Annotated in this window: 13 protein-coding genes and 1 tRNA gene; 7 read left to right on the top strand and 7 right to left on the bottom strand. The window is 61.3% G+C overall.

The features are described 5' to 3' along the window. Positions 1-478: 478 nt before the first annotated feature. The 4 genes from VLE48_07390 to VLE48_07375 are packed head-to-tail and all read left to right on the top strand — an operon-like array spanning position 479 to position 4,441. Positions 479-1,249, top strand: a complete 771-nt coding sequence (locus VLE48_07390; protein HSA92817.1) for an MEDS domain-containing protein — start codon at positions 479-481, stop codon at positions 1,247-1,249. Then, the gene (locus tag VLE48_07385; protein ID HSA92816.1) at positions 1,249-3,246 is read left to right on the top strand and encodes an ATP-binding protein; all 1,998 of its coding nucleotides are present in this window, start codon (positions 1,249-1,251) and stop codon (positions 3,244-3,246) included. Before VLE48_07390 ends, VLE48_07385 begins: the two co-directional genes overlap by 1 nt. Positions 3,247-3,305: 59 nt before the next feature. Continuing rightward, complete coding sequence (locus VLE48_07380; GenBank protein ID HSA92815.1) at positions 3,306-3,725, top strand: response regulator; 420 nt, start codon at positions 3,306-3,308, stop codon at positions 3,723-3,725. Between the two features lie 29 nt (positions 3,726-3,754). Next, positions 3,755-4,441 (top strand): response regulator, encoded by a 687-nt coding sequence (locus VLE48_07375; GenBank protein ID HSA92814.1) that lies wholly within the window; start codon positions 3,755-3,757, stop codon positions 4,439-4,441. Between the two features lie 293 nt (positions 4,442-4,734). Here VLE48_07375 and VLE48_07370 read toward each other — a convergent pair whose 3' ends face one another. Together VLE48_07370 and VLE48_07365 are read right to left on the bottom strand one after the other, a co-directional pair. Continuing rightward, positions 4,735-5,073: a hypothetical protein gene (locus VLE48_07370; protein ID HSA92813.1), complete on the bottom strand. Its 339-nt coding sequence runs from the start codon at positions 5,071-5,073 to the stop codon at positions 4,735-4,737. Positions 5,074-5,211: 138 nt separating this feature from the next. Beyond that, positions 5,212-7,587 carry an FG-GAP-like repeat-containing protein gene (locus VLE48_07365; GenBank protein HSA92812.1) on the bottom strand — a complete coding sequence of 792 codons (2,376 nt, stop codon included), beginning with the start codon at positions 7,585-7,587 and terminating at the stop codon, positions 5,212-5,214. A 226-nt stretch (positions 7,588-7,813) separates the two neighbouring features. On the opposite strand from VLE48_07365, the gene VLE48_07360 reads away from it, so the two are divergent. Continuing rightward, a complete protein-coding gene (locus VLE48_07360) occupies positions 7,814-9,724 on the top strand; it encodes a winged helix-turn-helix domain-containing protein (protein HSA92811.1) in 1,911 nt (636 codons plus the stop codon). On the opposite strand, the gene VLE48_07355 is transcribed toward VLE48_07360, so the two are convergent. The 5 genes from VLE48_07355 to VLE48_07335 all read right to left on the bottom strand — a co-directional run bounded on the left by VLE48_07355 (position 9,721) and on the right by VLE48_07335 (position 19,020). After that, complete coding sequence (locus tag VLE48_07355) at positions 9,721-12,948, bottom strand: carboxypeptidase regulatory-like domain-containing protein (GenBank protein HSA92810.1); 3,228 nt, start codon at positions 12,946-12,948, stop codon at positions 9,721-9,723. The two genes, VLE48_07360 and VLE48_07355, sit on opposite strands and share 4 nt — an antisense overlap. A gap of 623 nt (positions 12,949-13,571) precedes the next feature. Continuing rightward, a tRNA-Ser gene (locus VLE48_07350) sits at positions 13,572-13,665 on the bottom strand. 75 nt (positions 13,666-13,740) lie between these two features. Continuing rightward, positions 13,741-16,245 carry a M1 family aminopeptidase gene (locus tag VLE48_07345; protein HSA92809.1) on the bottom strand — a complete coding sequence of 835 codons (2,505 nt, stop codon included), beginning with the start codon at positions 16,243-16,245 and terminating at the stop codon, positions 13,741-13,743. Between the two features lie 112 nt (positions 16,246-16,357). Then, the gene (locus VLE48_07340; protein HSA92808.1) at positions 16,358-16,714 is read right to left on the bottom strand and encodes a hypothetical protein; all 357 of its coding nucleotides are present in this window, start codon (positions 16,712-16,714) and stop codon (positions 16,358-16,360) included. 11 nt (positions 16,715-16,725) lie between these two features. Further along, on the bottom strand, positions 16,726-19,020 hold the full coding sequence (locus tag VLE48_07335) for a hypothetical protein (protein ID HSA92807.1): 2,295 nt from the start codon (positions 19,018-19,020) through the stop codon (positions 16,726-16,728). Between the two features lie 303 nt (positions 19,021-19,323). Here VLE48_07335 and VLE48_07330 point away from each other — a divergent pair, with 303 nt between their 5' ends. Next, entirely contained in the window at positions 19,324-20,736 is a 1,413-nt protein-coding gene (locus tag VLE48_07330) for a peptidase MA family metallohydrolase (protein HSA92806.1), read from the top strand. 132 nt (positions 20,737-20,868) lie between these two features. Further along, a partial coding sequence (locus VLE48_07325) for a hypothetical protein (GenBank protein ID HSA92805.1) occupies positions 20,869-21,078 on the top strand: 210 nt, incomplete at its 3' end.

Genomic DNA, 21,078 nt, shown 5'->3' with positions numbered 1-21,078 from the left:
AAAGCCGAGAGCACAACGAGTCGAATCAGAACAGAAGCGCAGGAAATCATCATTTGCGACCCCGGTCTGGTGCGGCGCCTAGTTCGGCCCTAACCCGACAAGCGGTCAGTACTCCCAGGGGCCCGGTGCTCGCTGGGTTGCGGTTTAGCGCTGGGGGCATGGCGTCCTCCCGTTTTTCTGATTAAGCCCGGGGGCACCACCCGAGTCCATTGGACGATGGTATCGACCGACACCTTTGTATCGGGACTGGCGGCGCGGCCCGGGCTGAGCGACCCGCCTTGCTCGTACTGTTCCGACCCCGACCCCCGCTCAGAGCTGAGTCCTGGCATTCATCAGAAATTAACAATGTCTCGGTGGACATCGGCCGCGGAACGTTGCATGCTGTTACACCTCTTGCCTTTCGCCCGAGAGGCCATCCGCGTGTGAGGCGCGCCAAGATATGAAGCGCGTGAGGAAATGTGAGCCTTGGGATCGAGTAGTGGCGGACGCCGCCCCATGCGATCACATCGTGCAGCTCTATCAGGACCAGGGTTTTCTCAACCGCGCCGTCTGCCGGTTCGCCGGTGCTGCTATCGCGAACGGAGAGGGCATCATTCTGGTCCCAACCCTAGCTCACTGGAACGCCATTCGCCGACGCCTCGAAACCGAGGGTGTGGATGTGGAAGCGGCACGGGAGCGCGAACAGCTGACAGTGGTGGACGCCGACGAATTCCTGCCCCGCTTCATGCGGGACGCCATGCCGGATTCGCCGGTGTTCCTTGGCCTCGCCGCCGACGTCATCGGACAGGCGCGCGCTGGAGGGCGCTACCAAAAAGTGCGTTGGTGGGGAGAGATGGTCAACGTCCTGTGGGAACGCGGCGATGTCGCCGCCAGTATGAACCTCGAAGACTTGTTCGACCAGCTTGCGAAAAAGCACGATATCTCGATCTTGTGCTCATTCTTAATGGACAACTTCAACGGCGAAGTTCACGCACGCATGCTGCCCAGGCTCGGGACGAATCATTCTCACCTGATTCCGGTGGAGGACTACGCTCGGCTAGAGCGCGCCGTAGCCGATGCGCTCCGGGAGACGGTCGGCCCGGACGAAGCTCGTGTCCTTGAAAGCCGGCTGCTCTCCGACTATCGGCCACCGTTCGACATGCCGCGCGCCCAAGCGTTGTTGCTGGCATTGCGTCAGGTTCTACCGGCGGTTGCCGACCCCGTCCTGCAGCGGAGCCGGAATCTGTACACTGCTTCAGGGGCCGCCTGATGACACCGCGGCGGGTTACGGTCAATCGCCGCTGGACCAATTTCCAGCGGGTCAACGCTGCCGACGCGGCTGCAGACACCGTGACTGCTGATCTGATCGAGATCCTGGATATCGTTGAAATTCCGATTGTCGTCCTGCGACGCGACCTTGCGATCGCTTGTTTCAATAAGGCGGCGGGTGTCCTAGGCTTCTCGCCGGCGGACATTGGTCGGGCGCCCCGCGATGTCTCGGTGCTCGCTGGCTTGCCGCGCCTGGAACAGCAGTGCAGCCAGGTCATCGCCGGCGGAGTGGAATCACGGGCCGACTTTCACGAGAGGGACAGGTGGTTCGTTGTCCGGATATCTCCGTGCACGAAAGGCGATCACCAAGTCACTGGCGCCGTGCTCACGTTCACGAATGTGACTGCTTTCCGCGCATGCGTGGATCAGGCCATCTACGAACGCGAGTGCACTAAGGCAATCCTCAACACGGTCGCCGATCCTCTCGTCGTGCTGCGTGCTGACCAGCGGATCGAAGCGGGCAATCGTGCCTTTTACACAATGTTCGGGGTTTCTCGCGATGAGATACAAGGGGTCTCACTCTACGAGCTTGGGAACGGCGCCTTTGAGCTTGCCCCGTTGCATGAGCAACTCAAGGAGATGGTTGCCGGCGATCACGCATTCCGGGCCGTCGAGGTGGATAACGTCCTTACGACAATCGGTCAGCGGACGCTAATTCTTGATGCCCATCCTTTGTCTTTTCCGGGCCATTTCGAGCGCCGCGCTTTGGTGACTTTCCACGACATCACGGCGCGCAAGCAGGCTGAAGCGGCCAAAGACCTGCGCTCGGAGGAGGAGTTGCGTCGCAGCGAGACATTTCTCGCAGAGGGCCAACGCCTCAGCTTGACCGGCAGCTTTTCTTGGAAGGTAGCGACCGGCGAAATCACGTGGTCAGAGCAGCTCTATCGCATCTACGAGTTTGAGGTCGGCGTGCCCGTGACGCTCGAGCTAATCCGCACTCGCGTCCATCCAGAAGACGTCAGTTTGATTGAGAAAATGAAAATGGTCGACCAGGCGCAAGACGCCGGCAACGGCTTCGAGTGGCACTGGCGTTTGATGATGCCTGACCATTCGATCAAGTATCTGCACGCTGTCGGCCACGCGACCCGGGACCGGAATGGTCGACTGGAGTACATCGCGGCGGTTCAGGATGTCACGGCTCGCCGAACCTCGGAAGAAGCTCTCGCCAGGGCCAGGTCGGAACTTGGGAAGGTTGCGAGAGTTACGAGCCTGGGAGTGCTAACGGCGTCGATCGCACACGAGATCAATCAGCCTATTTCCGGCATCGTCACCAATGCCAGCACGTGTTTGCGGATGCTCTCTGACGATCCCCCAAACATCGATGGCGCTCGCGAGACCGCCCGGCGCACGATTCGTGATGGGAACCGGGCCTCCGACGTAATCGCTCGACTGCGTACGCTTTATAGCAAGAAGGACCTCTCGCCGGAATTGATGGACCTGAATGAGGCCGCCCTAGAGGTCACGGCGCTGTCGCTGGGTGAGCTGCATCGGAACCGAGTGATTCTGCGCCATGAGCTTGCAGATGACCTGCCGGCCGTCATGGCCGATCGAATCCAGCTTCAGCAGGTCATCCTGAACCTTCTACGGAACGCTTCCGAGGCGATGAGCACCGTTGACGATCGCCCGAGAGAATTGCTCATCAGAACCGAACGCGATGAAGGGAATCACGTGCGCCTTAGCGTGAAGGATGTGGGAGTCGGTCTCACTCACGTCGCGGACAACCTCTTCGAACCTTTCCATACGACCAAAGCCGACGGAATGGGAATCGGGCTGTCTATCAGCCGGTCCATTATCGAGGCTCATCATGGAAATCTCTGGGCGATCCCCAATGATGGACCCGGAGCTACATTTTCCTTTGCCATCCCTTGTAGACTCGAAGATTTGGCGGCCTTCGAAACTCCTGTCAATCGGCCTGATCCGGCAACGGACGCGGCATGATCCTGCTCCCGCGCTCATAATCGGCCAAAAGCAATACTAAAGTACAATGGACGCGCTCTATGGAGTGGCGCATTCTCTTTGTCATGGAGTCCCTTCAGGGAAGGAGCGCCACCGAACGTCCGCTTCTATCCGTAGTTGATGACGATGAGTCGGTGCGCGAGTCGCTGCCCGATTTGCTTAGGGAGTTCGGCTTTGCGGCCCGCGCTTTTTCGTCCGCGAATGAGTTCCTCTTGTCCGATTGTGTCGACGAGACCAGGTGTCTGATCCTCGACATCGCGATGCCGGACATGAATGGACTTGCTCTTCAACAGGAATTGAGGCGTCGTGGCCAAGAGATTCCGGTCATCTTCATCACCGCCCAGAAGGACGAAGCCATCCGGGAGGAAGCCTTCAAACAAGGAGCCGTGAACGTGCTGTACAAGCCGTTCAGCGACACGGCTTTGCTTGAAGCACTGAATGCGGTCGTCCGGGTGAATTGAACGATGGGCCCAGTGTCTTGGGATATACTGTGAGCCTCGCGCGCGCTGTCAACTGCGAGTTGTGGTCAGCACCCGTGCCGCCCGCACCGATCGTATTCGTCGTTGATGACGATGTTTCCGTGCGCGAATCGCTGGAATTGCTGATCCAACACGAAGGTTGGCAAGTCGAAACCTTCGCATCCGCACAAGAATTCCTCGATCACCCGCGAGCTGGTCTTCCAAGCTGTCTGATCCTTGACTTTTCTCTTCCGGGCCTCAACGGTCTCGAACTGCAAGAGCGTGTAGCTGCCGAGCGGACTGATATGCCGATCATCTTCATTACGGGCCACGGCGATATACCGCTGACGGTCCGAGCCATGAAGGCCGGAGCGGTTGAATTCCTGACAAAACCTTTCAGTGATGGAGTGCTACTGAACGCCATTCGACAAGCCCTCCAGCGCAGCCGCATTGCTCTTAGCCACGAAGCGGAAGTACAGGAACTCCGGAACCGTTATGCGTCACTCACCCCTCGCGAACGGCAGGTCATGGCGTTGGTGGTTTCTGGCCTGTTGAACAAGCAGATCGGTGGCGAGCTCGGCATCAGCGAGATTACAGTGAAAGCGCATCGCGGACAGGTAATGCAGAAGATGAAAGCTGACTCCCTTGCCGCCCTAGTTGAGATGGCTGGCAAGCTTCGTAAGAGGGCCTCGGCTGTTAGTTTCGCTCCGACCAAGTAGTGAGCGCAGCTTTCAGTGCTATTCAACTATGGCCGGACGGTAGGAAACCGCCTCCTTGCGCCCAGTGAATTTCCGTCACCAATACCAATTCAGCTCGCCTTTCCTGTCGAGAATGGACGGTGGGCTCTCGACCAGCGGGTCCAGGCGGTCCGCCCGCTGCTTCATCCAGGTGATCCGTTGGCCCTTCGGCACATCGGCAGACAGGTCATGACGCGCCGCCAACCACAGCCGCTCCAACTCAGCGATGAATCAGCCCATCTGACGTGCCTTTGCCCAGCTCGCCACCCAGTCCTCTAGCTGCTGGACCTTCTTCTCCTCTTCTGAATCCTGTCCCTCAGTTCGAGCCTTTGGATTTCCTTCTTGCGCTGCTCGATCGCTTGCTGTCTCGCGCGCTCGGCGGCAAGTACGCGATCCCGTCCATCGCGCATCACGGCCCCGACGAGCTTCGCCAACAATTCTTCAAGCCGCTGCTTCTTTGTGTCACGGAACTTCTCCCCTCCCCACCTGTCCGCACCGACCCTGAATTCGAGGTCGCCGGTCGGCTCGTACTCGATTTCGGTTCTGGTCCAATTTAGTTCCTGCACCTTGCGACGGCTCTTCTCGCGGTACTTCTCGGCAAGGGCAAAGGGCACGTTATGACCAAAGATCTCCGCTACAGTGCCGTGCTTGCCTGTTCTTCGCCCGTGCCTCCAGGCACTTGGGGCTGCGGTTTCGATTCTCAACCGCAGCCCCGATACCATTCTTTCCCAAGCCTGGCACGCCCCATTTGGCTAATGCACCGTGACCATTAGAGTCACGCTTTGCGAGTTCGAACCAACCGTTGCGGTAACGGTAACTGGATACGTTCCCACCGGCGTAGGCTGCGGAGTGGAAGACTTCGAGCCACTCCCGCATCCGGACCAAAGGCAGGCAACGAGAATCAACAAGCCGGACGCGCGGGCGAACCGCCGCCCGGCGGCCCCGGCCGGCATGAATCCGCGTCGACCCAGCATCGGCAAGGTCGCGAACAGCGCAAACGCAAGCAGGAAGGGTAGGTATTGCCCCGAGCCCATGGGTGGGGGTAGCACGGTTGACGTAGAGAGCGCCGTAGGGCCAGCGGTGTGGACATTCACGTTGACCGTGGTGGGCCCGGTGCCATTGAGCGCGACCGACGCGGGCAGCACACAAATCGCTGCCGGAATCGACTGAGTGCACTTCAGGGAGAGTGTGCCCGTCGCGTTGCCCGCGGAAAACGACAGGCTGAAAATGGCGGTCTGACCTGCCGCAATCGTTGCCGACAAGGAAGAACCGGCGGCCGGCGCAATCGTCAGCGCCTCGCCAGTTCCGGACAGGGGAAGCAGTTCGGGGCTCCCGGCCGCATCGCTGGTCACCTGCAGGTTGGCCGTGCGATTTCCCGGTGCGGAAGGAGCAAACCGAAGTTGCATGAAACACAAATCGCCCGGCACTAGAGTGAAGGGCGCCGTGGTGCATGTCGAACCGACCGATTCAATGCTGAAATCGCCGCTGTTGACTCCTGTCACCGCCAGCCCGTTGACGTGTAGGTCGGCGCCCCCGCTGTTCGTCAAACTGATGACGATTGAGGAACTGGCGCCCACAAGTGGGTTGCCAAAAACAGGATTGGAGGGTGAGAAAGAAACTTCGGGAGCATTGGGAACGCCGATTCCGGACAGTTGCACAGCGGGACGGCTGTCACCGGTGTTATCCGTAATAGTAAGAGTCGCAGACTTTGCGCCCAAGGTCCCCGGCGAAAAGGTCACACTGACCGCACACTGGCTGCCTACCGCCAGGGTCGCTCCCGAGCAGCTGTCTTCGACGATTGCGAAGTCCGCGGCATTCATCCCGCCCAGGCTCACCGAATCAACGACTGCAGGAAACGAACCCGTACTTGAAACCGTCAGCTCTTTTGGCGGGCTGGTGACTCCTATCACTTGGTTACTGCTAAAGACTAGGGTCTGGTCGAGCTCCAGGAATGGAGCTTGTAGCAGGATCACGACGGCGCCGTTTTGTGAGTCGGTTACGACCAAATCGATCCGGCCATCGCCATTGAAGTGGCCCGCCGCCATGCCTGCGGGTTCTGCCCCGGACAAGACTCGTCCCAATGGCGAGCCGAAGCTTCCGTCGCCGCCGCCAAGACGCACTAAAACCCCTGGCGCGCTGAAAAATTCCAGGAAGCCAAAACAATCCCAGCTGTCGAAGCAGGAGAAAAAGCCAAGCGAGGCGGCGGCCACGTCGGACCTGCCGTCGTTATCGAAGTCGGCGCTCACGATCGAGACAGGCAATGTCGTGCTGGTGCTGTGTATCGGAGATGCGAACGTGCCGTCGCCATTACCCGGCAGCAAGCTGAGGTCGGGGTTAAGACCGGAGTCGCTGGAATTTGCCGATGCCAAGTCCAGCTTGCTATCCAGATTGAAATCCGCACTGGTCAGGGAGATGGGATTGGCGCTCACGAGATAGTCGGTCGCGGGCGCGAAGGTACCATCGCCCTTTCCCAGAAGTACGGACACATTGCTTGCCATGGAATTGGCGCTCGCTAGATCGACGTTGCCGTCGCCATCGAAGTCGCCGGCCACGATCGCCGCCGGAGCCGTGTTCGTGGTCAGATCCTGCCTCGCCGAGAGCGTGCCGTCCCCGTTGCCCAGCCAGACCGACACGGTATTGCCGACACGATTCGCCGTGGCAACATCGGAGTGTCCGTCCCCGTTGAAATCTGCGGTAACCACGGCGGCCGGACCTGTCCCGGCGGTAGAGTCCACGTGCTCCTGGAACGTGCCATCGCCGTTGCCCAGCAGTATGGAGATAGAGTTGCCTTCGTCATTGCCCGTGACCAGGTCAGGGTTGGAGTCGCCATTGAAATCAGCGACTGCGACCGCGACAGGATCCATGCCGGTGGCAAAGTTGCTGGCCGCTCCAAAGGTTCCATCGCCTTTGTTCAGGAGGACCGAGGCGTTGTTGGCCGTTCGATCGGCAGCCACCACATCCGGATGTCCGTCGCCGTTGAGGTCAGCCGTGGCCACGCCCGCCGGCTTGGTGCCGGCCGGATAGTCCTGTCGCGCGAACCCTACTTGCGCGTTCGCTGCGCGACTGACCAGTAGCACGGCGATGGTGATGGCCCACAAGCTCTTCCAAACGTCGTTGCTCCTACGCATGTCTCTTCTCCTCTTCGCAAGATCCGGTTGTCTTCCCGGCACGCCGCCACACTGCTTGATAGGAGGAGCGCCCTTCAATGCCTGGCGGATGCAAATCGGGAAGATTTAGGTCGTCGCCTATGCTGCTGATTCAAAGATGGTTAGCGCGATCGCAGGGACGAGCACACGCGCTCGATTGACACCCTTGGGGAGGGACGGTCACACTTCTAGAGCCTGACAGACAGCAATGGCCCAGCCGCCCAAAGCGGGGATTCTCTCCTTTGGCGCTTTCACTGTTGAAACGGAAACGGGAATCCTGCGCAAGCACGGAGTCCGTGTGAAGCTGGGCGGGCAATCCTTCGAGGTCCTGCACCTTCTTCTCAAGCGACCCGGGGAGCTGGTCAAACGCGAGGAACTCCGCGCAGCGCTGTGGCCTGCCGACACCTTCGTCGATTTCGAGCACGGCTTGAATGCGGCCGTGAACAAGCTGCGTGAGGCCCTGGGAGACTCGGCGGAAACGCCGCGTTACATCGAAACGCTGCCACGGCGCGGCTATCGCTTCGTCGGCCAACTCAACGAACCTGGGCCAGACGTAGTTGCTGCCGCCTATCCGTCACCCGAGCCTCCCTCCGTGCCTATGTCGACTCCCACCGCGGGGAGACGGCGACGCCAGATCGCGTTGCTGCTGGCTGTGCTTCTGGTGGGAGCTGTAGTCGCCTTCCTTGATGTGGGAGGCGTTCGAAGCAGAATCCTCGGTGGGCAGGTTCCGAGACTTCCGATTCACTCCCTGGCTGTCTTGCCGTTCGACAACCTGAGCGGCGATCCCAGGGAAGATTACCTTGCCGACGGTATGACCGAAGCGCTGATCGGGAGCCTGGCGCAGGTTCGCTCGTTCAAGGTGATTTCCCGCACCTCGGTCCTGCGGTATCGCAAGGCCGATAGGCCGCCCTTGCCCCAGATTGCTCGCGAACTGGGCGTGGACGCGGTCATCGAGGGATCGGTGCAGCGGGAAGGCGACACCGTACGTATTTCTGTCCAGTTGATTCATGGACCCACAGACGAGCACTTGTGGGCAAACCAATATCAGCGGGAAGTGGGCGGAGTCCTGGCCTTGCAGGGCGAGGTGGCGCAGGCAATCGCCCGCGAAATCCACGCACAGATGACCCCGCAGGAGAGCACGCGCCTTTCGCGCCAACAGCCGATCAATCCCGAAAGCTTTGAACTCTACGTCAAGGCCCGGCGGCTTTCCGATGGATTCGACCTCCAGGGAAGCAATCGCCTGCTGGAAGAGGCCGTTCACGCTGCCCCGGACTTCGCACCTGCCTACGCCAGCATGGCGGAGAATTACGTCCTGATGGCAATGACGGGGCGTTCAGTCCCGATGGACCTCTACGCAAAAGCCAAGAACGCGGCGCGACGGGCCTTGGAGCTCGATGAGGATCTGGCCGAGGCACATGTGGCGTTGGGTTGGGCGCGGCTTTATGAAGACTGGGACTGGGACGGGGTCGAACAGAGCATGCGCCAGGCCATCGACCTGAACCCAAGTTCGGCGGCAGCCCACTTTCACTATTCCATACTTCTGTCCGCCGTGGAACGGCATCCGCAGGCCATTGCAGAAGCACAATTCGCCTTACAGCTCGATCCGCTGTCTCCATTGATGATCACGAATCTGGGCTGGCGCTACGAGCCCGTGGATCCCGAAAAAGCGGCGGCGCTCTTCCGCGATGCCCTTGCGATCAACCCCAACCTGTTCGCCGCGCGAATGAACCTGGGATTGTTCCACCTCAGCAAGGGAAAGCAGGACGAGGCACTGGCGGAATTTCAGCAGTTTCCCGCCTGGGGCGCGGGCGGGGAAAAGCCCCTGCTGGCCTATGCGTTTGCGGTCATGGGAAAGAAGCAGCAGGCGATCGATCTGCTCAACCAAGCGCGCCACCCGCCCCGTGGGACCTACGTCTCCAAGTGCGCCATTGCCATCGCCTATGCGGCTTTGAATGACCCTGACGAGTCATTCCGCTGGCTCGACCGTGCTTACGACGAGCGGGATGGCTGGCTCCTCTTGTTGCGTTGGGACCGGAGGTTCGATCCCTTGCGCTCCGATCCCCGCTTTCAGACCCTGCTGGCCAGAATGAAGTTTCCGCCACCCGCGAAAACTGGCTAGAAGTGCAGTTTCAGGCCCATGCGAATCGTGCGCCCCAGTGCTTCGGAGCGCTCGGAATTGAGGAAGGTATCCGCCGTGGAGCCGTTTACCGTCAGACCGGGGGGCACGCCGAAATTCTGACGGTTGAAGAGATTGATTGTCTCGGCGCGATACTCCAAGCGGACCGACTCGGTCACGGAAAACCGCTTCACGGCGAGTAGATCCCACTGGATGGTTCCTGGGGTGAACAGGCTGTTGCGGGGCGCCGTGTTCGGACCCGGCAGCCCCGCTCCTTCGACCCAGTGCACGTCCATCGATGTCACGCAGGTCTGCGTTTCCGGATTGAAAAGCCCTGTCGCACACGTCGCGAGGTTCACCCGAACCGCACGGCTGCGAAACGGAGCGTCCGGATTGCCCAGATCCGGGCGGTCCGGCCCCGCCTGGCCGTCGCCATTGCGATCGGTGCCGTTCAGGATCGTGTAGGGAGCTCCCGTAACCAGTTGGGTCACGCCACCCAGCGCCCAGCCGCCGGCAATCGTGCTCCAGAACCCGGCCCGCGGTCCCCTTACTTCCCAGATGTAGTGGATGACCAAGCGATGTAGGCGATGGTTGTCCGAAACCCCGCGGTCGACTCGGTTGCTGAACCCGAGCACTGTCGGAAGCGATTCAAACTGGCTGCCGGTAGAGAGGGTGGGAAACACTTCCGTGATGTTGTCGATGTTCCGTGACCAGGTCCACGCCCCTTCCAGATGCAAGCTGCCTGCGGGGGTAGGCGAGAAACGTCGTCGAACGATCAGTTGTAAAGAATGATAGATGTTACTGCCCGAATTGTCCCGGATAGTCCTCGGCCCAACGCTGTTCATGAACCGAATGGGAGGAGTGCCGGGCGCCACGATCGGGTTCACATCCCGCGTGCGAAACAGGGCTCGCCCCGCCGTAGCCACGTAGGCGACTTCCAGAGTGACATTGCCAACCATCTCCCGTTCAAGACCCAAAGACCAGTGCAGGACGTAGGGATTGCGCATGTGGGGATCGAAGAGGTTGTCCTGCGGCGTGAAAGGGGTAAGCGGTACCGGTGCGATGCTTGCAAACTGCGCCGAGAAGTTCGCCGATCCACGCGGGTTTACCGGGTTGGCTGCGGTACCCTGCACGGAGTTGATCTGACCGCCGAGAGTATTGGGCGCGGTGCCCGCGATGTTGGAGAGAAGGTTGTTGAAGTAGGTCTCGTAAGTTACCTGGAAACCTCCCCGCAAAACCGAGCGCTTGTCGCCGAAGATCCGTCTCCACAACGGCCACTGGATTGCCGGATTCCACGCGAAGCCTACCGCTGGACCGAGATTGTTGTTGTCGGGCGCCACCTGGTTCGGCGTCGCGAAATCGGTTGCACTGTAATCGGTGAAGGCAGGGATCTGGAAGACGTTGGCAGGCTGGCCGAAGTTCTCATAGCGCAGCCCCAGGTTCAGGTTGAAATCCGAACGCAGCCGCCAGTTGTCCTGGAAAAAGTAGGAGTGCCGAAAGGTGTTGGGGTAGAAGACTGGACTCCCGAACACGCGGGCAAGCGATCCGCCGCTGCCTCCGAAATCGTCGATAAAGTTGGCCAGCCCGGTCACAGCTCCACTGCTGGGAAAGCCCGCCACGGCCGTGCTGGCCCGGTACACGAACGTCCCCCTCTCGTTGAAAGGCGGCCGCTGCTTCACCAACTGCCGCAGGAAATCCACTCCGAAGCGGATCTGGTGCCTTCCTTTCACCCAAGACACGGTGTCCTGATACTGCCAGTTGTTGGTAAAACGGAACTGGGGAATGTTGGGGCGCAGGCCGAAACCGGTGACCGACGGGATAGAGTAATTGGCCAGATTGGCGTGAAAGACGTCGGGGGCAAGGCCGGGAAAATCGAAGACGATGCGTCCATAGGAAAAGCGGAATTCGTTGGTCCAGGAAGAGCTGAAGGCATAGGTGTCGGCGAAAAGCGCCGACAGGAGCTTGCCCGCGAATCCGCGGTCGAAGCCCTCCAGGTTGTTGAAGGCCGGAGCCTGCGCAGCGTCGTCATACAGCCATCGGAAGCTCATGGCTTGCTTCGCGGAAGGAGCGTGATCGATCCGGACCACGTGATTGCTGTCCAAGGTGGCTTGGGAAGCGGCGCGGGAAACCGTCCCCACTTCCACCGACATGCCGGCCCGGTCGGTGCCGTTGCATGAGCCCGTGGCGGCAAACGTGTTCGGAGGAATGGCGACGGAGATATCGGAGACGCTGCCGCCGCCCCTCAGGCCGCCGAGCACGTCAAGATAAAGCGCAGCATTGGGACAAGACCCTGCTAGGGCTTGCAGTGTTGCGACGCCGGCGTCGGTCGGGACGACGAGGTTGGCGCTGAGCGCCAGGGCGTAGCTGCGATCCCACTGCGCCCCGGCAAAGAAGAATGTCCTGCCTCGGCCATCGTACAGGCCTGGAATCACAACCGGCCCTCCCAGAGTGAAGGAGGGGATATTCCGCACCAGGCGTGGCGGGATTTCTTGGGAAGGGGAGGCGCCCAGTCGCTCCGAGTTATCCGTGGCGTCGAACCCGTTGCTCCTGTAGTACCACGCAGCAGTTCCGTGCAATTCGTTGGTGCCGGATTTCGTGATGTGATTGATCACGGCGCCGCCCGCGCGGCCAAACTCCGCGCCGAATTGCGTGGTTTGCACCACCACCTCCTGGATGGCGTCTGCGTTGGTGACCAGAAACGCAGGACCGGCCTGCGTGGTTTCGTTGTTCTCCATTCCATCGATCATGAAATTGTTGTTTTGCGCCGTTTGCCCATTGACGGAAACGTTGAAGCCATTCGCCAGCGACGCGGTGTTCGGATTCAGCGTGCCGGGAAGCAGCAAGGCTAGGGCATTGGTATCGGAAGCGGGCAGGGGCAGTCCCAAGATTTGCTTCGATGGGAAGTTCCCGCCTCGAAGTGCGTCACTGGCTTGCACAGCGGCGAGAGAATCCCCATATACCTCCACCCGGGTCTTCCCCTGCCCCAACTCGAGTGCGAAGTCTACCGCCGCAATGCGGTTTGCCTGAATCGTGATCCCGGCCTGGACGGCAACCTTGAAGCCGGCAGCCTTGGCGGTCGCATCGTAGATTCCCGGGTCCATGGCATCCAGGCGATACAAGCCGACATGATTTGTGGCCGTCTCTCGCCGAACGTTCGTTGCCTTGTTCACAAACGAAATCGCTGCGTTGGGCACGACGGCTCCACTGGGGTCGACGACCGTGCCCATGGCCGCTCCTCGACTAGTCTGAGCCGCCGAGGGGAGCACCAAGAGACAACAAAGGATGGAGAGTGCGCGTACCAGGCGCGGGCTGAACGCCCTCGGAGATCGCGATTGTCGCAACATCACCTTGCCAGCCAGCTTGAACCCTGGGTCGGTTTCCAAACCACAACTGACAGTCCGACTCAGAGGGCGCGTGGTTCCTGGCATTGACCCCGACCCACCCTTACAAGGTGCCCACCAGGCCAAACAGCCGCAATGTACCCCAACTTATTCCGTGTGAATACCCTCGTCTCAATTTGTTTCAGATTCGGAAATCGGGTTCTTTCATCCAACCCAGCCTTCTTGATAGACCAGTTTCGAAGCCGGTTTTCAGAGAGAACCCTATGAATTCGAACCCTCAGTAGTAGTCTTGGCCGACGCGATAATCTCACGAATTTTTTGCTAGATTTCCACCTCTTGCGAAACCGGACTTCGAAGCCTGCCTTCGGAGAAAACAGGGCATTTTGGCGGCGATTCAGCCTCCGCCCGGATTCTCCGCAGTCCGGTTTCGAATCGAAAACCGCGAAAGTCCCGCCAATTCGCGAGTGTTGTAGGACTACTCACGGAGAGAATCGAAACAGCAGACTCGCTGGCGGAGAGGAAGGGATTCGAACCCTTGATAGAGGTTTTGGCCCCTATAACGGTTTAGCAAACCGCCGCCTTCAGCCACTCGGCCACCTCTCCGGAGAGGAAAACCACGGGCGGGCGATTCGACCTTGCACGATTATAGCGGAATGTGCGGCGAAGGAGTCGCGGGATTCAAGGCCGCCGGAGGACGGTGGAGTTCGGGTCAAGCAGCAGGCGGGTGGCGGCGCCGGGAACGGAGATGCGGAATTCGGTCTCCGTGCCGTCGGCGAAAACGCGGCCCAGGAACACGGGCGCACCCCGGGCAGCTTGCGCATATATCGGCACGGAGGTAATGAGCTGGTCCGGCGCGTCCTTCTGCACGATTTTGCCGGTGGCGAAGGTCTTCGAGCCGCGGCGCTCAAAGCGGACATCAGCCAGCTCCAGGCGCGGCACGGCGGTGCCGCGCACCCAGCCCTCGAAGAACCAGCCCAACGAGGATCGACCTTCGAAGCGCAGCGCAGGCGGCAGAACCTCCTCGAAGGCCTGCTGCAGGTCGGCCGTAGAGAGGTCGCGGCCTTCGTGTCGCTCCCGCAGGCGGCGGAGTACCTGGAAGAACAGAGCGTCGGCTTCGCGTCCGCCGGCGGTATTCCGCAGCAGGTGGCGGAGCATGTGAAAGAGCCAGGTGCCGCGACCGTAGGCCACAACGTCGTATCCGTCGGGAAACCTGGAAGAGGAGAGGCGCAGACCCAGGGTCACCGGTCCGGCCTCGGCGTAAGGCCCACCGCCGGCGGCGGATTTCTGCAGGAGTTCATCGCGGTAGGAATCCATCAGCTTGCGGAACTCATCCGGCTTTTGCTCTTCGAGTTCGAGAAGGGCGAGGTAGTTGCAAACCGCCTCGACCACCCATTGGTCGCGGTAGGTGTGCCACAGGATGAGGTCGCCCCACCACTGGTGCGCGGTCTCGTGGGCGGGCGTAACGTCGCCCAGGCGGATGACGTCCACAGCGCCCAACCCGGCGCGGCTTCGTTCCTCGGGCGTGAGGAAAGAGTAGCTGGAGAGGAAGATGAGTCCGGGCCAGCCCTGGCTGTTGCGTCCCGGCATTTGGGTGATGGACAGTTGCCGGTAGGGGAAGGGCCCAAGGCGGCGGGAGAGGAACTCGACCGAGCGCGCGGTCCGGTCGGCGAGTTGCTGGGCGTTGCGCGCCGGCTGCGGACGGGCGGCGGGCACCGCCACCGCGGCCCGAGGCAGGTTGATGAGCCGCGGATCTCCGCCGGGCGGCCGGATCAACATGCTGGAACGCGGGAAGGCGTCTTCTACGCTGCGGGCGGCATAGGTCTCGATTACCGTTCCGGAAATCTCGGCGCGCGCGCTCTCATAGCGCCCCAGATTGAATCCGGCCATCGGAATCGGCCGGTCCGAGGTCCAGCGCGAGACCGTGAAGCCTTCCTTGGTTTCCATGGAGACACGCCGGCCGGTAGCCACCAGCGTCCACTCCTCCGGATAGCGAAACTCGAGGTCGAAGTCGCCCATGGCCATGCCGCGGTTGGGAAACCAGGTGCCACGCGCGCCCACGTAAAGCAATCCGCCGCCGGCATCGGAGAGCACGTCGCCGCCGTAACGGAAGCGCAAGGTAATCTTGCGCCCGACCGGGATGGGTTGGGGAAAGACGACCGCGACCAGGTCGTTGCCGCGGCGCGCCAGCTCGGTGCCGCGCAGTGCTTCGTTCTGGATGAGCTCCAGCGGCTGGCCGTCGGCGGTGACCGACTCCACTCTCAGATAGCGGGAGAGCTCGAAACCGAGCAGGCGGCGGCCGGCGCCGCTCACTTCCATATCCAACTCGGCTTCGGCCTCCAAACGGGTGGGCGGTTTCACTTCGGCGCGGATGCGATAGCCGGAAACGCGCAGCTCGGCCTCGGGCGCAAAACCGGAATCCACCTCGCGGCCGGTAGCGGCGGTGCGCCGGCTGCGGCCGGGGAACGAGGTCCAGAGGTCGTAGTAGGCATTACCGTCGCGCCAGGCGATCTGGCCGGCGGCGACACTCTCGCCCAGCAGCGCGTCGATGCGCACCTCGAAGGTGCCCAGCGTCTCGCCGGTGACGCGGGCGTGGAGCATGCGGGAGGCTGCTTCCGGACTCTCATCAGGAGCGCCGTCGAGCGGGCGCGGCGGCTGGTTGGTGTAGCTCAGCAGCAGGCGCAGCGCGTCCGGCTCGGCCAGCGTGCGGGCCACGGCATCCCAGCGGCTGACGAACTCGGCGCCCTCCGCCTTCCACAGGTAGGGCTGAAGCTCGCGGAAGACGTCGTCACTGAAGCGCAGGTACGCGCTGGAAAACTTCTCGGTGAGGATGGGCGAGCCGGTGAAGCGGGCCAGCGAAGCGCGCTCCACCTGGTCGGGCGGAGAGAGCAACATCTCGCCGTCGCCCTCGAAGAAAGCGCCGGTAATGTGACCGTCGACGGCCTGGGTGAAGGCGATGGTGCCGTCGTCGAAGATGAACTGCACGCCCTCGCGGTCGAGCACGGCGTCGCGCACGTTGTAGACATGGGTGGCGTCGAGGCCGACAGAACGCAGGCGGAGGTAGAGCGCGGTAGCGGGTCCGGGCGGCGTAGCGGGAGCGGGCGGGGGCGCAGGCGCCTGCGCGGTCGCGACGACCGTCAGGAGCGCAACGATTGCGCACCAAAACCAACTGGGGATTCTGGGCACGGTCAAGGCCGCCTCTGCCTACCAGTAGGATGCCCGGTCGGGAGGGTGGTTGTCACGTGCGACTCCCACGTCTGCGCCGAAAAGATGACGCAGACGTGGGGCACGGGCGGCATCAGTCGGCGAACGGATATTCGAGGTAAGGCCGTGAAACACTAGCGATTCGATCTTTCGGGGAGAGGATGGGTGTCTCAGTTGCCCCTTCAAGGTCGAAGTTGACGTCGATCTTGATGTAGGGACACTTTCGAAAGAGGTATCTTCCCTGTGTACGGAAAGAGACTCCTCCATCCAGTTGAAAATCCTTCTCGATGTCTGCCCGCAGCATACCCGGCTTCAATTTCTTTGCTGCCTCCAATGCTTGGGCAATCAGTCTGCAGGGTTGCTCTTGTGAGTCTTGAGACTGTGCGGTTGCGCGCCAGAGCACCAGGAAGACTAGACAGACTAACAGTGCGAGCCGTTTCGTGTTGTTCATAAGATATCCTCTTAAGGCAGCGGGCTTCGACTGTGCGATTCGCCGCTTGACTTGGTGATGGTGTACCTCCAAGTGCCATCTGCGTTCTGGCTCACTGACCGAGTAATTGTAAAGGAGGCCATATCAACAGGGTTTCCATTGTTCGCACAAGAGCAGGTGTACCGGTAGACCTGATTGGCAGTAAATGAAGCCGTGGAATATGGTGTAGCAAACGAGCTTGGTGGGATGTGTGCGTCCGCAAACCCGCCTGAAGACCCCGGGCCAGTGACTACAGTTGGGTTGGGAGTGGACTGTACCATTGGTGCAGGCCAGATGTACGTCGAGTTTGAGGTTGGATAGTTCACGATCTCAGAGATGACACAATTCGACAGGTCACTCAAAACGCCGGTGCTCGAATCCCACGCGTAGGTAATGGTGAGCTTCCCATCCGGTGAGCCGAATGAACTGATTTTTCTGAAGTTCGTCGGCACGGCACACTTCGCATCCACATTATTGGAAACCTGTTGCACCTGCTGCGGGCAGAATGGGACGCCCGGCGTGCGCAGGCTGATGTTCGCAGCAGAGGTGGTTTGGCCGGACGTAAAGGCGGACACCAATCCCGTGGAGTTGATACCGGCGATGGTGGAGTTGCCTGTGGCCCAATTGAACCCGTAGCTTGTGCGAGTTGTGATGGCACCGGTGCAGGCATTTTCGACGTAAATCTCGTCTTGGCGTGAGAAGCCGACGGCAATCCCAAGCGGATTCGGCGCCAGGCCCAGGGCGTCATACCCGCAGCAGTTTGCACAGCCATAGGTGGCGCGCCCGTAGGTGGAATCGAGGATCAGCTTGCCTTCATAGAGAAAGCCCACCATGTCGTCGTCCACCTGGTCGAACTCGTAGATGCCGTTGGTGGTATTGAGAGGAATGGTGCGGCCTTCGCGGTCGGGAATCTGGTTCTGAATCAGTTGGCGGACATTCAGCCAAATGGATTCGCCCGGCTGGAGGGTCTGCTCGGTGAGCTCGTAGGAGCCGAGGGCGTGGCGCAGCGTGGCCTTGACACGGGCGGGCTTGTCACCGGCATTGCCGGTGGTAATCAAGGAGTTGTGGGTGGAATCGACGCTCCACATACTGCCTCTCCAGGAGAAACTCAGCGCATCGGTAAACGGCGACTGGAGAACATATCGGAAGGCTGGGTCGTGGGTGGCGCTGATGGCAACCAGATCGCCCCGGGCGCCACGATAGTTGAGCCTGACCGCCGCCCAATGGGCGCCGGCGGGGATGATCCCGTCTTGCTGATACGTGCTCAAGTCGACGCTGCGGGTTTCGTTACTCCCTAGCTGGACCTGGCCGAGGTCGGCAACGCCCCACTTGTTACCTTCTCGCCAACTGGCGCTGAGTGTGACGCCCCGAATTCCAGCCGAAGCGTTGCGCAATAGAAGCTCGGGGTTAAGCACGGTTTTCTCCGGCAGCGCCAGGGCGGGATCGGGGTTAGCCAGGGCGACCATGGCGGCCACGTACTGCTGGCCCGCGATATCCGTGGGCGCGCCACGATCAAAGGGCTTTATGATCGCGGAATAGCCCGTAGCCTCGTCATAGACGATGTGGGCCACCTGGATGAGGCCGCCGTCGGCATCGAGGGTGAGGCGCAAGCCACCGAATGCACCCTCGATGTTGCCGGATCGAAGAAGTTCGCGAACGTCGAGCTTCGCGGTTTGGCCGGGCCCGAACGCCAGCTTCCTCTGCGAGGCTGTTCCGTCAGGACCGTAGAGCTCGATTGCTCCCTGAACAGGGCGGTCGCCGGTATTGGTGACGATTAGAACCTCGGATGCGGTTTCTGTGGGGAGCCACCAGACGCTCTCCTGCGAACCTGCAGCAAAGTTCGCATCCTGCATGAGAGCATCGAAATGGAATGCAATAGGATGGCCGGGCATATACACCATCGAATCTGCGTAGATGTTACGAGTGTGCGTTCCGCTGAACCTGAACAAGACGGAGCCATAGGCCCCGACTCGCTGGGAGAGCTCCGGAGCTGCCTTCGCAACCTCTTGTTCCACGTCGATTTCAAGTGCCTGATTCGCCTCCAGCGTGCGGGTGGTAAGCAGAATCTCGCGTCCGGTGAACTGGCGGAGAACCGGAGTAACGGTCACGCGCTTCTCAGCCAAGCTGTTGCGCACCTCCAGGTGAGTGGACCAGCCGGGCTCCAGACTCCAGAACGGGGCGTAGACGGTCTGGTCCTTCACCTTGCCCAGGTTCGGTGGGGGCTGCGAGAAGACAAGTGCGGGAGAAAGGGCCAACACGCAAAGCAGAGCCACAAGGCGAGCGAGCATCGATTGCCTCCGACGGAGTTTCCAGCCGCGATCGCCTCGAGCCCATTGAGGGATGCTAAGGCGACCGCGCAGGATACAGGACCTTACAGACGTTGCGCACGACTGGGCCGGTTTTGTTCCGGAAGCGGAACATGAGGGCAGCTGCCTTGCGTTCAAGCATTTGCGGGCATGGCGACTGTGCACCGCAGAAAAGAGATGGGATGAACCGCAGCTCACTTTCGTAATCAACGCACGTTTGCAAACTAGCTTCGCGATCATGTCGCTCAGCGTGTGGCTGTCCTCTTTACTGCTAGAATCCGGGTTGTGCGGGCCTTTCTCATCCTTCTTTCTGCGTGTTTCCTCAGTGCCCATGTGGCTGTGCCGGCCGCAGCGGAGACTATCCGCCTGAAAAACGGACGCTCAATCGTGGCCGACCGGGTGCGTGAAAAGGGCAGCCGCATCGAGTATGAGATCGGCGACAACACCTACGCCATCGCCAAGTCACTGGTGGAGCGAATCGACGCCGGGAGTGCGCCGCCGGCGGCCTCCTCGCGGGCGGAATTGCCCATGCTCGCGCCCAGCCAACCGGTAGAGCGCGCCGATGAATTGCTGGCGCGGGTGGTTCGCGACGGGCGCGTGGACACCGAAGCCCTGGCGGCGCTCGACGATCCCTCGAAGCCCGACCAGGCCGCCGCCGCCTACTTCGTCGCCGCGCAGCACGAGCTCAACCATGGCAGCCCGGAGCAGGCGCGGCGGCACCTGGAGCGCGCCGTCGCTTATCTTCCGGAACATGCCGTGCTGCTGGAGCACTACGTCGCGGTACTGGTGCAACTGAAGCGCTATCAGGAAGCCATCTCGCGGGCGGAGCAGGCCACCCGCCTGGCGCCGAATTCGGCGGACGCCTTCGGGCTGCTGGGCCTGGCGCTGTTCTACTCCGGAAAGACCGAAGAAGCGGTGAAGGCGTGGCGGAAGTCGCTGGCGCTGCGTCCCAGCGCCGTAGTCGAGCAATACCTGGCGCAGGCGGAGCGCGACCTGGCCGCCGAGTCCACCTACGGCCAGCAGGAGAGCGGCCATTTCTCCATGCGCTACGAAGGGCGCCAGGTGTCGGCGGAGTTGCGGCGGGACATCCTGGCGACTCTGGAAGCGCATTACGACGCGCTGGTGAACGAGTTGGGCGTGGCTCCGCGTGAGACCATCCCGGTGATCCTCTACACCGAGCAGGCCTTCAGCGACGTCACCCAGGCGCCGGCGTGGATGGGGGCGCTGAACGACGGCAAGCTGCGCATCCCGGTGGAGGGCCTGGAACGCATGACCGGCGAACTCTCGCGCGTGCTCAAGCACGAGCTGGCGCACTCCTTCATCAACCAGATCACGCGCAATCGTTGCCCGGTGTGGCTGAACGAAGGGGTGGCCATGGCGCTGGAGCCGCGCAACTCGGCGCCCTACGGACGCATGCTGGCGCAGCTTTTTCTGACGCAGCGCCACATCCCGCTGAACGCGCTGGAAGGACCGTTCACGCGCTTCTCGTCGGCGCAGGCGACGGTGGCGTACCTCGAATCCCTGGCGGCGGTGGACTACATCCGCGACACCTACGGCATGAGCGACGTGGTGCGCGTGCTGGAACGGATCGGCGAGGGCGCCAGCACCGAAACCGCGCTGCGCACGACCGTGCGAGCCGGATATGGACGCCTGGAAGAGGACATCGGGCAGTATCTCAAGAAGACCTACGGAGAATAGGAGAGTACCGAGTACCCAGTACCGAGTTCTCGGAACGCGGAGACCGCCGGCCGGTCCAAGTGCGTTCCGGAACCGGAACGCTGGGATGAAACGGCGGCGGCTTCATCCTACCTGTCCTATAATCCCGTTTTTATGCGCCGTCAGCCGCCAGCGCTGCTTCTTCTGCCGATTGCGCTCGTCTTGTTGCTGACCGCCTCCCCCGCCGCCGGAGACACCATCTACTTCAAGAACGGGACCTCCATCGAGGTCGCCAACGCGCGTGAGATCGAGGGCTACGTCGTCTACAACGCCGGCAAGGAGGTGTACAAGGTCCCGCGCAGCCAGGTGGAGCGCATCGTCAAG

The sequence above is a fragment of the Terriglobales bacterium genome, assembly GCA_035454605.1.
Taxonomy (GTDB): domain Bacteria; phylum Acidobacteriota; class Terriglobia; order Terriglobales; family Acidobacteriaceae; genus DATMAB01.
This window is presented reverse-complemented; position numbering and strand designations above follow the sequence as displayed.